Annotated in this window: 14 protein-coding genes; 7 read left to right on the top strand and 7 right to left on the bottom strand. The window is 64.2% G+C overall.

Annotated features, from left to right (window positions below; translation table 11 throughout):
• Positions 1-13: 13 nt before the first annotated feature.
• Entirely contained in the window at positions 14-574 is a 561-nt protein-coding gene (locus tag CRO48_RS25245; protein WP_097142592.1) for a dihydrofolate reductase family protein, read from the bottom strand.
• 104 nt (positions 575-678) lie between these two features.
• On the opposite strand from CRO48_RS25245, the gene CRO48_RS25240 reads away from it, so the two are divergent.
• Complete coding sequence (locus CRO48_RS25240) at positions 679-1,185, top strand: winged helix-turn-helix transcriptional regulator (RefSeq protein ID WP_097142537.1); 507 nt, start codon at positions 679-681, stop codon at positions 1,183-1,185.
• Positions 1,186-1,200: 15 nt separating this feature from the next.
• On the opposite strand, the gene CRO48_RS25235 is transcribed toward CRO48_RS25240, so the two are convergent.
• From CRO48_RS25235 to CRO48_RS33550, 3 genes are all read right to left on the bottom strand, one after another.
• The gene (locus CRO48_RS25235; RefSeq protein WP_097142536.1) at positions 1,201-1,998 is read right to left on the bottom strand and encodes a TIGR02186 family protein; all 798 of its coding nucleotides are present in this window, start codon (positions 1,996-1,998) and stop codon (positions 1,201-1,203) included.
• The gene (locus CRO48_RS25230; RefSeq protein WP_097142535.1) at positions 1,995-2,921 is read right to left on the bottom strand and encodes a sulfite exporter TauE/SafE family protein; all 927 of its coding nucleotides are present in this window, start codon (positions 2,919-2,921) and stop codon (positions 1,995-1,997) included. The genes CRO48_RS25235 and CRO48_RS25230 overlap by 4 nt, the downstream gene beginning before the upstream one ends.
• A 393-nt stretch (positions 2,922-3,314) precedes the next feature.
• Positions 3,315-4,337 (bottom strand): peptidoglycan-binding protein, encoded by a 1,023-nt coding sequence (locus CRO48_RS33550; protein WP_407071956.1) that lies wholly within the window; start codon positions 4,335-4,337, stop codon positions 3,315-3,317.
• On the opposite strand from CRO48_RS33550, the gene CRO48_RS33545 reads away from it, so the two are divergent.
• The 6 genes from CRO48_RS33545 to CRO48_RS25205 all read left to right on the top strand — a co-directional run bounded on the left by CRO48_RS33545 (position 4,222) and on the right by CRO48_RS25205 (position 13,868).
• The gene (locus tag CRO48_RS33545) at positions 4,222-4,638 is read left to right on the top strand and encodes an IPT/TIG domain-containing protein (protein ID WP_407071955.1); all 417 of its coding nucleotides are present in this window, start codon (positions 4,222-4,224) and stop codon (positions 4,636-4,638) included. The two genes, CRO48_RS33550 and CRO48_RS33545, sit on opposite strands and share 116 nt — an antisense overlap.
• 3,021 nt (positions 4,639-7,659) lie before the next feature.
• Positions 7,660-9,456: an acyl-CoA dehydrogenase C-terminal domain-containing protein gene (locus CRO48_RS25220; protein ID WP_097142533.1), complete on the top strand. Its 1,797-nt coding sequence runs from the start codon at positions 7,660-7,662 to the stop codon at positions 9,454-9,456.
• A gap of 210 nt (positions 9,457-9,666) precedes the next feature.
• Positions 9,667-10,875, top strand: coding sequence for an acetyl-CoA C-acetyltransferase (locus tag CRO48_RS25215; RefSeq protein WP_097142532.1), 1,209 nt, complete (start codon positions 9,667-9,669; stop codon positions 10,873-10,875).
• A 93-nt stretch (positions 10,876-10,968) separates the two neighbouring features.
• Complete coding sequence (locus CRO48_RS32405) at positions 10,969-11,109, top strand: hypothetical protein (protein ID WP_176526889.1); 141 nt, start codon at positions 10,969-10,971, stop codon at positions 11,107-11,109.
• 30 nt (positions 11,110-11,139) lie between these two features.
• On the top strand, positions 11,140-13,350 hold the full coding sequence (locus CRO48_RS25210; RefSeq protein WP_097142531.1) for a 3-hydroxyacyl-CoA dehydrogenase NAD-binding domain-containing protein: 2,211 nt from the start codon (positions 11,140-11,142) through the stop codon (positions 13,348-13,350).
• Between the two features lie 182 nt (positions 13,351-13,532).
• Complete coding sequence (locus CRO48_RS25205) at positions 13,533-13,868, top strand: hypothetical protein (RefSeq protein ID WP_097142530.1); 336 nt, start codon at positions 13,533-13,535, stop codon at positions 13,866-13,868.
• Between the two features lie 61 nt (positions 13,869-13,929).
• On the opposite strand, the gene CRO48_RS25200 is transcribed toward CRO48_RS25205, so the two are convergent.
• The 3 genes from CRO48_RS25200 to CRO48_RS33300 form a co-directional block, all read right to left on the bottom strand.
• Positions 13,930-14,856 (bottom strand): hypothetical protein, encoded by a 927-nt coding sequence (locus CRO48_RS25200; RefSeq protein WP_097142529.1) that lies wholly within the window; start codon positions 14,854-14,856, stop codon positions 13,930-13,932.
• Positions 14,857-14,907: 51 nt separating this feature from the next.
• A complete protein-coding gene (locus CRO48_RS25195; protein WP_141402122.1) occupies positions 14,908-15,390 on the bottom strand; it encodes a DUF6790 family protein in 483 nt (160 codons plus the stop codon).
• 173 nt (positions 15,391-15,563) lie between these two features.
• A complete protein-coding gene (locus CRO48_RS33300; protein WP_097142527.1) occupies positions 15,564-15,698 on the bottom strand; it encodes a hypothetical protein in 135 nt (44 codons plus the stop codon).
• Positions 15,699-15,703 lie beyond the last annotated feature (5 nt).

The raw sequence follows: 15,703 nt of genomic DNA, 5'->3' as shown, positions 1-15,703 counted from the left end.
GCGGCCGTGGCGATCAGGCGGCCGGTCCGGGCGTGTAGCGCAGGATGACCGTACCGTTGGAAAGCGGCCTTGCCTCCGCAAGTTCGAAACGTTTGGGGCTTTGGGCCGATTTGAAGAACGGGGTTCCCCTGCCGAGCCGCGTCGGCACGAGCGCGAGCATCACCTCGTCGACGAGGCCTTCGCCCAGCAGAGTGTCCGTCAGCTCGGCGCTGCCGAATATGCAAATGTCCTTGCCGGGCTCGCGCTTCAGGCGGCGCAGATCGCCCGTGATATCGGACGTCATCGTCGTGTTGTTCCAGTCCGACTGGCTGAGCGTGCGCGAGGCGACCAGTTTCGGCATGGCGTTCATGAAGGCCTTGATGCGCGTTTCGTCCTGCGTGGTCGTCCAGTAGGACTTCATGCCTTCATAGGTGACCCGGCCGAAGACGAGCATGCGGGCGCGCTCGCCGAAGTCCTCGCTGATACGCTCCAGCTCCTCCCCCCAGGCATGACCGTGGAAGTCGAGGTCCCACTTCTTCTCTCCCTCGAAGAAGCCGTCGAGCGACACCAGATTCCAAACGATCACCCTGCTCATCGCATCCTCCCTTTGATTGACGGCGGCCATCCGATTGCACTTTGAAATCAGTTGAAGGCTATGCAGACCGATGGCAAAGTGCAAGCAGAATCTCGGAGACGAACATGAAGGAAGAATACCGCTCGGGCTGCCCGATCAATCTCACGCTCGAGATCCTCGGGGACCGCTGGAGCCTGATCGTCATCCGGGACATGATGTTCGGCAACCGCCGCCACTTCCGCGAACTGCTGACCCATTCGGAGGAGAGGATCGCGTCCAACATTCTCGCCGACCGGCTCAAGCGGCTCATGGAAAAGGGTCTGATCACCAGGGCGGACGATCCGAGCCATAAGCAGAAGGCGCTCTACAGCCTGACCGAGATGGCCATCGGCCTCGTCCCCCTTTTCGCCCATATGGGCGCCTGGGGACGGCGGCATCTGCCGGTTAGCAAGGAGCTGAGCATCCGGGCGGAACTGCTCGAAAAGGGCGGCCCCGACATGTGGGACGCCTTCATGGCGGAGTTGCGTGCGATCCACATGGGTGGGCCAACGCCGGATCGCTCCGTGTTTTCCGAATTGCAGGCCGCCTACGAGGCCGTCGTTGCGGCACAGAAGGCGGCTCTTATCGCCTGACGGGTGGCGTCCGGATCAGTCCTTCCGGAAGACGACGCTGGCGATCCAGCCGGTCAGCGCGGCGAGCACGACGGCGAGAATGCCGTAGGAGACCGGGTTGGCGTAGGCCGCATTCGAAATCATCTGCTCCAGCCCGGTCTTGACGACGCGCAGGGGAAGCGCCTTTTCGCTGATGAAGACCCCGTCACGGAAGAGATGGGCGCGGACGACATGCGTGCCGTTCGGCACGTTGGCTGGCAGTCTGACGGTCGCCTTGAACAGGCTGGCGCTGATGAACTGCACACCGCCCGGATCGCGCTGGTAGAAGCCGCCGGTTTCCTTCAGCCGACGGAAGGCATCGCGGAACTGGGAAATGTTGCTGCCGTCGCCGATATAGCCGATCGGATCGAGGCGTATGTGCTGCAGGCCGACGCCGATGCTGTTCAGCACCGCGGCAGGTGCGATGTCGTCGACATTGCGCGTGCTCGACAGCGAATAGGACTCGGGCGCGAGTTCGAACGTCATCGACCGGCGGTTGACCCAGATGCCGAGCACCCGCTCCTTGCGGCGCACCGTCAGATCGTCCTTCGGCCCTTCCAGCGCCACGACGATATCGTACTTGCGCTGGGCCAGGAGGTTGGGATCGTAGCCCTCGATCGCGCCGAAGATCGTCAGGTCGGCGCCGCGGAAGTCCGAGGAAATGGCGATCTCGTCGGTCGAGATGCCGATCTCCAGCCGCTCGGTTATTTCCGGCCGCTTGTCCTCCTGGGCAAGGACTGGTGCGGCCGATGCCAGGACGAGAGCGGCGAGAAGCGTGCGCGCGAGCTTCCTCATCGTCCTGTCCCCGCGCTGACGATCGAATAGAAGTCCTCCGGCGTCACCACCAGATCGACCGCAAGGCGCAGCCCGACGGCAAGGACGAGAAGGGCCAGCAGCGCGCGCAGCTGTTCGCCGCGCAGGCGCTGGCCGACGCGCACGCCGTATTGCGCGCCGATGACGCCGGCCACCATCAGGATGAAGGCCAGCACGATATCGACGGAATTGTTCGTCGCCGCCTGCATCACCGTCGTATAGGCGGTGACAAAGATGATCTGGAACAGCGAGGTGCCGACGACGACGTTGGTCGGAATGCGCAGCAGGTAGATCATCGCCGGCACCATGATGAAGCCCCCGCCGACACCCATGATCGACGTGAGCACGCCGATCGCAAAGCCGAGGGCGACAACCGGGATCACGCTGAGATAGATCTTGGACTTCTTGAACCGCATCTTCAGCGGCAGCCCGTGCACCCAGTTGTGATGGCCCGGCTTGCGCAGGTTGACAGGCTGGTTCTTCGCCGCGCGCCGCAATGCGTTGACGCTTTCGAACAGCATCAGCACGCCGACGACGCCGAGCAGGACCACGTAGAGCAGCGAAATGACCAGGTCGAGCTGGCCGACCCGACGCAGCAGCGCAAAGAGCCATATGCCCGCCGTGGCCCCCAGAAGGCCGCCGACCAGGAGCACGGTGCCGAGCTTCATGTCGAGCGAGCCACGTCGGAAGTGGGTAATGGCGCCGGAGATCGACGAGGCGACGACCTGATTGGCGCCGGTCGCAACCGCCACGATCGGCGGGATGTTGTAGAAAATCAGCAGAGGGGTGATCAGGAAGCCGCCGCCGACGCCGAACATGCCGGAAAGAAAACCGACAGCCGCCCCCATCCCCAGGATGATGAAGATGTTCACCGACAGCTCGGCGATGGGCAGATAAACCGTCACAGCATTACCCCGATGGGCCGTCGGCCCGGATCTTGCGGCGCCCCTGTCGCCGCCCGTTCAGCACAATTCTCGACGCGATCCGGTGAACGCCGGATCCAAAATTCCAGGCACGGCATATGGGTAAGCGCCGGGCAGGCGGAACGCATGCCCGGTTCGACAGTCCCCCAGCATCTTGCCGGTACCCCCACTGCCCTGCAGACAGGGTTCGGGGTGCCGGCGCGACATCAAGCCGAGCGTCCGGTCACACCGGTGCGCTCCGCTTCGCCGCTCCCGGTATCATTCTGAGCGGCTTGTGGTTTTTTCATGGTCCGTCATGCCCTTGGCCATCCGTGCCGTCAACAGCGGAACGGCCCGGACTGCCGCTTTATGCGGTCGCGGCAGTCGCGGCCGGGATCATCCCTGCGGCTTGTTGCGCTTGAGCAACTCATTGATGAGCTTGTCGTCGATCTTGCCGGTTTCGGTCTGTCCGACGGACTTCTGGAACGCCTTGATCGCCTCGACCGTCTTCGGCCCCATCGCACCATCCGGCGTGCCGGCATTGAAGCCGTTGTTGTTCAGGATCGCCTGGATGTTGCGGATCGCCTTCTTCATGTCGACGGAGGCAGTCTTGGTGCCCTTGCCGATCCATTCGTCCGGCAGGTCCACGGAGTTTGCTTTCTCGTCGAGCGGCTGCGGCTTCCAAAGGTCCAGCTTCGCCTTGGCGCTTGCCAGTTGCTCCGGCTTCAAGGCGTTGGCGACCTCGTCGCGCTTTTCGGCGGCATCGCGGTCGCCGTCGCGGGCAGCGACTGCAAACCACTTGTAGGATTCCTCAAGGTCCTGCTTCACGCCGTTGCCGCGCGCATAGAGAATTGCGAGGTTGAACTGGCTGTCGCGGACGCCGAGGTCGGCCGCCTTCTTGAACCATTCGGCAGCAGCGGCAAAATCGGGGGCCTTACCACCGCCGGTCGCCAGCAGCACGGCGAGATTGTGAATGGCGCTGGCATTGCCCTGTCTGGCAGCCTCCTCATAGAGGCTGCATGCCTTTTCGAGGTCGCGTTCGACGCCCTGCCCTTTTTCGTAGAGGTTGCCGAGGCGGTACTGCGCCGGCGCAAAGCCGCGCTCGGCCGCCTTCGCATACCACTTGGCGGCCTCAGCCATGTCGATTGCGACGCCGCCGCGGCCATCGGTATAGCGTGCGCCGATCTCAAACAGCGCCAGCTTGTCGCCTTCGCCGGCCGCCTTTGCCAGTGAGGCCGGGTCCAGTGCGGTCGGGACGCTGATCAGTTCCGCCGTGCCCTGCGAAGGGTTGTCGGCGCCGATAATGGCCTCGCTGCCTTCGTTTTCGATCACCGGCACGTCCTTCACCTCGCCCGACGGATCCGTCAGGATCGGTTCGAAGCCGCCCGTCTCAGTTGCAGTGTCTGCCGGCTGTGTCATCTGCTCGGCGCCGGTTACGGCAAGCGCCGGCGAACCGGTATTCATTCCGGTATCCTCGACGGTCGGCGTTGCGATTTCCTCGGCGGGCGACGCATCGACGGTGGGTTCGTCACCCTCGATCACCTCGACCGGCTGGCTTCCGGCCGTCACAGCCTGCGCCATCTGCTGCGGGGCCGGCGCCTCGCCAGCCGCGGCCTTGGGCTCGACGGCTGCGGGCGCCGCGATCACCGCCTGCGCCGTCTCCTGCCGGGCCGGCTTCGGAGCCTCGTCCCCGCGAACCAGCGTATTGACCAGCGGATAGGACATGATGGCAAGCAGGATGGCCCCGACGGCCATCAGGATCGGCCGGCGGTGGCGGCCGAACGCAGATGCGGCTGCGCCGGCGCCCGACGCCGGCTTCTTCTCCGGCGCGATGCGCGACAGCGTATCGGTTTCTTCGGCGGCCATGCGGGCTGCCCGACGCGCGGCGGCGATGAAATCGGACTTCTGGGCGTCGGCGGCCTGACCGCGACCGTCCGCCGCCTGGCCGGCGCGGACACGCTCCAGAATCTTGCGGACGTCTGGAGCGCCGGAGCCCGGCTCCAGCAGTTGGTTGGCCACTTCCGGCGCGATTTCGTCGCCCGGGTCGAGCGACGGGGCGGGATCGATCTGCTGGCGCTCGACCGTTTCGGGCGCCTCCTTGCGGGCAGGCGCGAAGCGACGGGCAAGGCCCGCGATCAGGCTGGTCCTGCCCTTCTGTCCGGCCGGAGCCGGGGCGGCAGCTTCGGCGACCGACGTGGCGACGGCCTGCGCGCTTTCGCCCGCGAGCTCGAATTCACGTTCACCGGATTCCACTTCGGCAGGCAACGGCGCGCGATCCTGTTGTGCTGCGGCCGTCTCGAACCCGTCGTCGACGAACGGGTATTCCTCTTCGTCGACAGCCTGGGCCAGCGTCCGCGGCGTAGCGGATGCGAACGCACGCTCGTCCCGGCGGCCGTTCCGGCGATCATCGTCGCGCGGTGCGTCGAGTTGTTCGAGGCGGCCTGCGATCTGCACCAGCGTATCATGGAGTGCATCGAAGGTGCGCGCGGTGCGATCCTCGCTGGAGCGCATCATGTCTTCCAGCGCGCGCAGATCTTCCGCAAGTGCGGAGATCGCCGCCATGTCGGAGGAAGACGCAATACCGCCGTCGGCAGTGTGCTGGTAGGCCTGCATCACCGCTTCGGCGGCCTGTCGGGCCGCTTCGATGATATATTCGTCGTTGGTGGCCATGTAGTCTTCGATCGTTGCCATGCGGCTGTCGAAGTCTTCCGGCAGGGTAGAACCACCCTGCGGCTGCGGCGCGCTGATCAATGTGGAAAGATGGGCGATCTGAGCCTCAAGGCTGCGCAGTGCGCCGCTGTCGTCCACGGGCGCGGCACTGGTGCGGTCGAGCCTTTCGGCGATCGCCTGCAGGCGCCCTTCGATCGCCGAGAAGCGGTCGCCGGAAAACGGCGTTTCGGCCGGAGTGTCGAGATCCTCGATCCGGCGGGCCAGGTGATCGAGGCGCTCGGCCAGCGCTTCGTTGACCGAGCCCTGATCGAGCGCGTCGATCTTTCGCGAGATGTCCGTCAGGTAGCGGGTCAGGTCGGCGCTCGCGGCCGGTGCCCGCTGGCCCTGCTCGATCATCGCCGACAGTTGTTCCAGCCGTTCTTCGAGCCGAAGTGCCGCCTTCTCGTGCGCCAGTTCGTCGATGCGATAGGAAAGCGCCTCCAGCCGCTGGCCGAGACCCTGTTCGGGCATCGGGCGACGGGCAATGGCATCGAGCTGGCCGGCGAGATCGGCGATCCGGCCTTCCATGCGCTGGAACAGCGTGGCATCGGCGGCGGAAGCCTGCGCACGGCCGCTGGCGGCGATCGCACGGCTGATCTCGTCGAGGCGCAGGTCGAGGCCTTCGAACTGGGAGGCAAGCCGGCGATCGTCCGGCTGGACGTTGCGGCCAAGCACCTCGACGGCCTGGGCCATCGTATGGAGCTTGTCTTCTAGATCGCGAAGGGCGGGCGTGGCACTGACGGTCTGGATCTGGGTCTTCAGCTCGTCCAGCCGATAGGCGAGCGCCAGCAGTTCGTCGTCGCGGCTCTGATCGAAGGCGGCGAGCCGCTGCTCCACCCCGTTCCAGCGATTTTCCATGCGGCGCACGGAATCCTCGCGGGCGAGGCCGTCCAGGACCGAGCGCAGTTCGTCGAACTCCACCCGCAGGCTTTCGGCTTCGGAATGCGCCGGCTGGCGGCCGAGCTGGCCGACGCTCTGCGCCAGCCGCTGCAGATCGTCGCGAATGTCGTCGTCATGACCGCGCATTTCCGCCGCCTGGCGAATGGCGCGCATTTCGGCGCGCAGCGTGTCCATCTCCCGCCCGAACCCGTCGGCGATGTCGCGCTTGAGATCCTGGCGCAGGCCGACAAGCGCCTGGGCGATCTCTTTGGCGGCGAAGTTGGGCGCGGCGGAATCGGGTGCCGGACGTTCCGCGGCCGGCTGCGGCGGAAGGGGAGCGTCAAATGCCGGGGAGCGGCGTTCACCGCGCTGGGCCGCGCGCTCCCGAACCGCATCGAGTGCGCGCTGGCGCTGCATGATCTCGCCGACGGGATCGTCGCGCAGTGGCGCGGTGCGCACCGGATCGGGTCGCTGCGGTTCACGCCGGAGGTCCGCACCGTCGCGGCTGCGCTCGCGTGTGCCCATCAGACCTTCGATCCGCGCCTCTAGGCCTTCGATCGTCCGGTTCAGAGCATCGAACGACGACCTGTCGCCATACCGGGGAGGATTTGCTCGCGATCCGCTCATGTTCCTAGCCTCGATTGGGAGCCCGTCGGCTCGCCGTGAGAACCCGCATCACGTCCGCCGCTCATGCCGCGAGACGCCACCTGTTGCATTTCGCCGACATGATGTGCGCCGGCATTGTCGTAACTCACGCGCAGATCGATGTTGCAGCCTAGAGGGCGCAGCTTTCCCGGACCTGACGCTCCGAATGGCAGGCGAAAAGTGGAACGACAAAACTATTTCGTGGGCTGCCCTCGATCGCCACAATTCACGGAACATGGTAAACAAGCGGTTAATTCGGCTAAAATTTTTTAACGATTTGCTCATACTGCCGCGCGGCGGCACACCTCGGCCGCCTAGGCCGCAGACCTGCGATGCCGGCAGGCCCGGTCGGGCGTTTACCCGTTTCCGATCCCCGCCGCGCCCACAGCCATGCTCGATGAAGTTCACGTTCACGCAAATATTACGTTTACGCAAACGTCAAAGTTTTCTAGTATCGTTTCAACAGGTCGGACAATCTTCCATCGAGAAGGCGAGGAACTCGAGCAACATGCCCATCTACAAAGCCCCCGTGAACGAAACGCTGTTCGTGCTCAACGACGTGCTCGGACTGGAACGCTACAACAACCTGCCGGGCTTTGCCGATGCAACGGCGGACATGGTCGAGGCGATTGCCGGCGAGGCCGCGAAACTTTCCGAAGAAGTGCTTTTTCCCGTCAACCTTTCCGGCGACCAGGAGGGCTGCAAGCGCGGCGAGGATGGTTCTGTGACCGTTCCGAAGGGCTTCCGCGAAGCTTTCGACCTTTACCGCGAAGGCGGCTGGCTCGGCCTGGCGGTGCCGGAAGAGTTCGGCGGCCAGGGTCTTCCCTACCTGCTGCACACCGCCGTGGGCGAGTACATGTCGTCCGCCAACATGTCGCTGATGATGTATCCCGGCCTGACGCAGGGCGCGATCGCCGCGATCCTCGTGCACGGTTCGGATGAGCAGAAGAAGGCTTATCTGCCGAAGATGGTCGCTGGGACCTGGACCGGCACGATGAACCTGACCGAGCCGCATTGCGGCACCGACCTCGGCCTGCTGCGCACCAAGGCGGCACCGCAGCAGGACGGCTCCTACAAGATCACCGGCCAGAAGATCTTCATTTCCGCCGGCGAACACGACATGGCGGAGAACATTATCCATCTGGTGCTGGCACGCATCGAAGGCGCGCCGGACGGAACCAAGGGCATCTCGCTCTTCATCGTGCCGAAACTCCTGCCGGACGCGGATGGCAGGCCGGGAGCCCGCAACGGCGTATCCTGTGGCGCGATCGAGCACAAGATGGGTATCCACGGCAACGCAACCTGCGTCATGAACTACGACGAGGCGACCGGCTATCTCATCGGCACAGAGAATAAGGGCCTGAACGCCATGTTCGTCATGATGAACGAGGCCCGTCTGGGCGTCGGCCTGCAGGGGCTGGCGGTCGCGGAGGCCGCCTACCAGAACGCCGCCAGCTATGCGCGCGAGCGTATCCAGGGACGCTCGCTCTCCGGGCCGAAGGCGCCAGAGCAACGGGCAGACCCGATCATCGTCCATCCCGACATCCGCCGGTCGCTGTTGACGATCAAGGCGTGGAACGAGGGCGGGCGCGCGTTCCTTCTGTGGACGGCGCTGCAGTCCGACATCGCGCACCGTGCATCCGACGACAAGGAGCGGCAGGCGGCCGACGACCTTTTGGGGCTGGCGACGCCGATCCTGAAGGGCGTGCTGACCGACAAGGGTTTCGACCACGCGGTGATGGCGCAGCAGGTCTTCGGCGGCCATGGCTACATCGAAGAGCACGGCATGAGCCAGTATGTGCGCGACGCGCGCATCGCCATGATCTACGAAGGCGCCAACGGCATCCAGGCGCTCGATCTTGTGGGCCGCAAGCTCGGCATGAACGGCGGGCGCGCGGTGATGGCACTGTTCAAGGAGATCGGCGATTTCTGCGAGGAGAACCGCGGCGACGAGAGCCTGTCCTTCTTCACCAAGCACCTGAAGAAGGGGCTTAACGACCTGCAGGCCTCGACCATGTGGTTCATGCAGCATGCGATGGCCAAGCCCGACAATGCCGGCGCCGGCTCGACCGACTACATGCACCTCTTCGGCCTCGTCGTCGTCGGATATATGTGGGCGAAAATGGCCAAGGCGGCGCAGTCCGGGCTCGCCGCGGGCACCGGCGAGCGCGAGGCGTTCCTGCGCAACAAGCTGATCACCGCGCGCTTCTTCATGGAGCGCATCATGCCGGAGACGGCGCTGCGCAAGGCGCGGATCGAGAGCGGCGCGGAAACGATGATGGCGCTGCCGTCAGAGGCTTTCTAAGGATGCACCTCACCCGGCCCTCTCCCCGCAAGTGCGGAGAGGGCGTACAGTCGCCGCAACTCGCCTCCTTGTCCGCGCCCCCGCGGGCAGAGGTGCCGGCCGGCGAATGAGGGATAGAATGACGAGCGCGCGGCCAAAGAGGCCGTTATGCCAGGAGATTGGCAGACAGGTGATTGACGACGCTTCTGCGTCGCCCAGGGAGAGAAAAGCATGACTGACGTCTTCATCTACGATCATGTGCGCACCCCGCGCGGACGCGGCAAGAAGGACGGGGCGCTGCACGAGGTGCCGTCCGTCCGCCTCGCCGCGAAGGTGCTGGAAGCACTGCGCGACCGCAACGGGCTCGACACGGAGAAGGTCGACGACATCATCATGGGATGCGTCGATCCCGTCATGGATGCCGGTGCCGTCATCCCCAAGGCAGCCGCCTTCGAAGCCGGATATTCGACCAGGGCGCCGGGCATGCAGATTTCGCGCTTCTGCGCCTCCGGGCTCGACGCCATCAATTTCGGCGCCGGCAAGATCGCACAAGGGGCGGACGACATCGTGATTGCCGGCGGCGTGGAAAGCATGTCGCGCGTCGGCATGGGCATGTCCGGCGGCTCCTGGTACATGGATCCCTCGGTGAACTTCCCCGCGTATTTCATGCCGCAGGGCGTCTCGGCCGACCTGATCGCCACCAAGTACGGCTTCTCCCGCGACGACGTCGACGCCTATGCGGTGGCGAGCCAGAAGCGAGCGGCCAATGCCTGGGAGAAGGGTTACTTCGCAGGCTCGGTCATCCCGGTGAAGGACATCAACGGGCTGACGATCCTCGACCGGGACGAGCACATGCGGCCGGGCACCGACATGCAGGCGCTGGCCCAGCTCAACCCGTCATTCCAGATGCCCGGCGAGATGGGCGGCTTCGAGGCCGTCGCCATCCAGGCGCATCCGGAGATCGAGGCGATCAACTACGTCCACCATGCCGGCAATTCTTCGGGCATCGTCGACGGTTCGGCTGCGGTGCTGATCGGCTCGAAAGAGGGCGGTTCCATCCTCGGCAAGAAGCCGCGCGCGCGCATCCGGGCCTTCGCCAATATCGGCTCGGACCCGGCGCTGATGCTGACCGGCCCGGTCGATGTGACCGAGAAGCTTTTGAAGCGCTCCGGCCTTAAGCTTTCCGACATCGACCTGTTCGAGCTGAACGAGGCGTTTGCCGCCGTCGTCCTGCGCTACTGCCAAGCGTTCGACATCCCCCACGACCGGATCAACGTCAACGGCGGCGCCATCGCCATGGGCCACCCGCTCGGCGCCACCGGCGCGATGATCTTCGGCACCGTACTCGACGAGCTGGAGCGGCGCGACCTGAACACCGCGCTGGTGACGCTCTGCATCGGCGCCGGCATGGGCACGGCCACGGTCATCGAGCGTGTGTGATTTATGACCGCCCCGCAGCCGGATCGCGAGACCTATAGGAGAGAGCGGGAGGGATGGCAGCGAGAACTCGCCCATATCTATCGAGAGAGAGATATGAAGGACGACTATGAGGCCTTCATCAAGCCGAAAACCAAGGAGGAGGTCCGTGCGCACCAAGCCGAACTTCGTGGCTTGATGCTTCTCACCGCCTTAGTCGTTGGCATCACAGGTGTCGCGATCGTCCTCCTCTGGTAGGGACAATGTTCAAGGGAGAGGAATCCCATTATGAGTGCATACACGAATTTCACCCTGGGAACCGACGCCGACGGCATTGCGCTTCTCACCTGGGACATGCCCGGCAAGTCGATGAACGTCATCACGGCAGAGGTGATGGACGAACTCGAGGCGATCATCGATGCCACCGTCGCCGATGCCGCGGTCAAGGGTGTGGTGATCACCTCCGGCAAATCGACCTTCTCCGGCGGCGCGGACCTTTCGATGATCAAGTCGATGTTTACGCTGCAGGCCGAGGAGAGGGCCAAGGACCCGGCACAGGCAGCCGAGAAGCTGTTTGCGCTGACCGGGCGGATGAGCGGGCTGTTCCGCAAGCTGGAGACCTGCGGCAAGCCCTGGGTTTCGGCGATCAACGGCACCTGCATGGGCGGTGCCTTCGAACTGTCGCTCGCCTGCCATGGCCGCGTCGCCTCGAACGCCAAGTCGGTGAAGATCGCGCTGCCTGAAGTGAAGGTCGGTATCTTCCCCGGTGCCGGCGGCACCCAGCGCGTGCCGCGTCTGGCAAACGCGCAGGACGCCCTGCAGATGATGACCACCGGATCGTCTCTCACGGGCGCGCGCGCCAAGGCGATGAACCTCGTTCACCAGGTGGTCGCGCCGGAGGAACTGATCCCGGCAGCGAAGAAGATGATCCTCGACGGCCTGAAGCCTGTCGCACCCTGGGACGAAAAAGGCTTCAAGGTGCCCGGCGGCGGCATCTGGACGCCGGCTGCGGCCCAGCTCTGGCCGGCAGCACCCGCCATCCTGCGCCGAGAAACCGCCGGCAACTATCCGGGTGCGCTGGCGATCCTCAAATGCGTCTATGAGGGCCTGCAGGTGCCGTTCGATACGGCGCTCAAGATCGAACAGCGCTATTTCACCCATATCCTGCAGACGACCGAAGCCTTCTCGATGATCCGCTCGCTGTTCATCTCCATGCAGGAGCTGGGCAAGGGCGCGCGCCGGCCGGCCGGCGTGCCGAAGACCGAGTTCAGGAAGGTCGGCATCGTCGGCGCCGGCTTCATGGGCGCCTCGATCGGCTATGTCACGGCGGCGGCCGGCATCCCCGTGGTCCTGATCGACCGCGACCAGGAGGCGGCCGACAAGGGCAAGTCCGTCTGCGAGGGCCTCGTTTCCGGCAGCGTCTCCAAGGGCCGGATGAGCAAGGAAGACGGCGAGAAGCTTCTGTCGCTGATCACCCCCACGGCCGACTATGCCGCCCTGTCCGACGCCGATCTTGTCATCGAGGCCGTATTCGAGGACCGCGACGTGAAGAAGGCCGTCACGGAGAAGATCGAGGCCGTTCTGCCCGAAGGCGCCATCCTCGCCTCCAACACCTCGACGCTGCCGATCACCGGGCTTGCGCAGAACTCCGGGCGGCCGAGCCAGTTCGTCGGCATCCATTTCTTCTCGCCCGTCGAAAAGATGATGCTGACCGAGGTGATCCTCGGCCAGCAGACCGGCGACAAGGCGCTCGCTGTCGCGCTGGACTACGTCGCCGCGATCAAGAAGACGCCGATCGTCGTCAACGACACGCGTGGCTTCTACGTCAACCGCTGCGTCTTCCGCTACATCGGCGAGGCCTACGACATGCTGATCGAGGGCGTGCCGGCGGCGATGGTCGAGAACGCGGCGAAGATGGCCGGCATGCCGGTCGGACCGCTTTCATTGAACGACGAGGTGGCCGTCGACCTATCCTACAAGATCTTCAAGGCAGCCCTCGCCGATCTCGGCCCGCAGTCGGTCGATCCGCGGCATATGGAACTGGTAACGAAGCTCGTCGAGGACGGTCGCCTCGGCCGCAAGAGCGCCAAGGGCTTCTACGACTACCCGCCGAAGCCGGCGAAGAAGCGCCTCTGGCCGGGCCTGAAGGAGCTCTATCCGCAACAGAAGCCCGACGACGTCGACGTGAAGGTGCTGAAGGAGCGCCTGCTGACGACGATCGCGCTCGAGGCTGCCCGCACGGTTGAGGAAGGCATCGTCACCGATCCGCGCGAGGCCGACGTCGGCTCGATCCTCGGCTTCGGCTTCGCCCCCTATACCGGCGGCACGCTCTCCTACATCGACGGCATGGGCGTGAAGGCCTTCGTGGCGCTGTGCGAGAAGCTGGCGGCGAAATACGGCGACCATTTCAAGCCGACGCCGCTTCTGCTCGACATGGCGGCGAAGGGCGAGACGTTCTACAGCCGCTTCGATCCCTACGCGAAGCCGCAAGCCGCTTAAGGGTCGGGCGGCAAGATTTTCGCTTGCGAACTGGCGTTGCGGGCGCGTTTCGACGCGTCCGCCTGCGAACGCATGGTTCCACCCAGAAATGGGTCGGCGGCAAGTACTGGAATTCATTTGCCGTTCACGATTCTCCTCTTAGGAATCTGCCGTTGCAATATTCCAGTAAGGAACTGAAAACTATGCGCAATTTTAAGGTACTCATTACGACAGCCGCAGCCGTCCTCGGCTTCTCGGCCGCAGCATACGCCGACGATCTCGTCTTCACCCTGAAGAACGGCACCGGGTCCGTGCTGACCAACTTCTATACGTCGCCTGTCGGCGTCGACAGCTGGGAAGACGACGTTTTCGGCCGCCAGGTGCTGAACCCGGGCGAAAGCATGGAAATCACGATCGCTGACGGTCGCCGGCAGTGCAAGTACGACATGAAGTTCGAGTTCGAGGAAGAGTCCGATCTCGACACCACCACGGACACACAGGATCTGTGCGAAATGGGCTCCTACACGATCCACGAGTGAACCGGATCGAGGAGGCGCATGGCAACGTGCGTCTCTACCCCCCTTGCCCCCATTGCGAACGTCACTCCATCCGCAATTGCGCTATGAAGTCGGCCACAGAGACGGACACGTCGTGGACGGCCTGGGAAATCGCGGCAAACTTGGTCGCCTGCCAAAACCGATAGTCGTGCACCAGCTGCGGCGCGATCCAGCAATCGCCGCGATTGTCGTTTCGCTGCCAGCCAAGCAGACCGTCCCGGCGCGCGCGGGCGAACAGCCGAACGGCATGGGTTCGGGAAAGGTGAAAGCGGCGTGAGAGTTCCGTCGGCGAGACTGGACCGATCCAGAGCCGATCCGTCTCCAAGGCGATTTTGGGCACGCGCGATACGAGATCATGGACGATGTTGCTGCCGGCGTCCGATTTGACGAAGGTGGCGATGGTCTCCGGCGGATGCCACCATTCCGTACGCTGGAACAGCAGTCGCGTCATTTTCGGCTGGGCGTGGTGCAAGAGCTTCGGCTCGGCGGAAGACAGACGGTATCTCGACCCGTTGTCGAGGAGATCCAGTGCCCGCATATGAATATCGAAGTAGCGCCGGATCAGCGCTTCGGATTCCGCGGTCGCCCGAAAGCCGCGCCGCCGCCGGTCCCCCACCTCGACCGGCTCCACGAAGCTGTAGTGGCGCATTTCCATCAGGAAGGCGAGAACGGTGTTCTTGCTCGCCGCCGGCGTTTTGCCGAAATAGCGCACGAGATCGCTGGGCGTGATGGCCGGGCGCGTCGGATCGAGGGTGTTTTCGAAATGCAATGCCAGCGTCGCCTGGCTGAGCATCCATTTCTGGATATCCGCAACGTAGCGCACCTTGCGCGGCAGAAGGCGATGCGTCTCCAGCAGATCCTCGACGGCTGAGGAGACGCAATCAAAAAAGCGCTCCATCGAAAGCAGATCCTGGATCGAATAGGCGCGCAGATTGCTGACCGCGGCGCCGGGATGGTCGACAAAATTCATTGTATTACAGACGGTTAATTTCCACGAACGGCGTTACGCACAAAAGAAGGTCTATGCGCGCTTTTCTTCGGAAGCCTTCCACAGCAGCCAGGCGAGCAGCGGGATCTTTACGACCGTCAAAATCAGGAGCACGCCGAAGTTGTCGGGTGCATAATCTGCGTTGACGATCGCCTCGCGGACGTGGCCGATCGCCACTCCGAAGTTGAACAGGATAATATAAATGACGACGGCCGCCTTGAACGAAAGGCTGCACCAGAACGAAAGCACCGCGACGATGCCCATCGCCAGATCGGCGACGCCGATCTCGAACTGGAAGGGGCTGACCTGCCAGCCGATCTGCGCAGCGGCCACCTGCGGCAGGAAGACATGGAAGAAACCGCCCCAGATCATTTCGGCACCGACCGAAATCAGAAGCAGCCAGGAGAGATAGCGCTGCGCGGTTGGCCCGACCTTTCGAAAGAAGGCGATACCGATCGCAGCGACGAAAAGCACGATTGGCAGGTTCGTCAATATCAAGCGTATCGCGTCTGCCATTGTGCCCCCCGGACGACCCAAATCAATGGGCGTACGGTGCCAGAGCGCGCCATGGTTGCCAATCCCCCAAGGGCGCGCGAAAGAATTGAAGGGCACGAGCCCGAGATGAACAGGCGGAGACCGGTCGGCGCGGCGGGGTCAAGCCTGCCGCGGCGATCCGGCTACGTCTGCAATCAGTTGATCGGAATACGGATCCCGCCGCCGGTATCGGCAGGTCGCGCATAGTCGGTGTTGTTTGCGGCACCTGAGGTGCAGCCGGCGAGGGCGAGAAGGACAAGCGAGGCAGTCAGAAGGGATTTCAACGGCATTGAGG

The organism is Rhizobium subbaraonis (assembly GCF_900220975.1).
GTDB classification, from domain to species: domain Bacteria; phylum Pseudomonadota; class Alphaproteobacteria; order Rhizobiales; family Rhizobiaceae; genus Mycoplana; species Mycoplana subbaraonis.
Note: the sequence above shows the minus strand (reverse complement) of the source record. Positions and strands in the feature narration are given on the sequence as shown.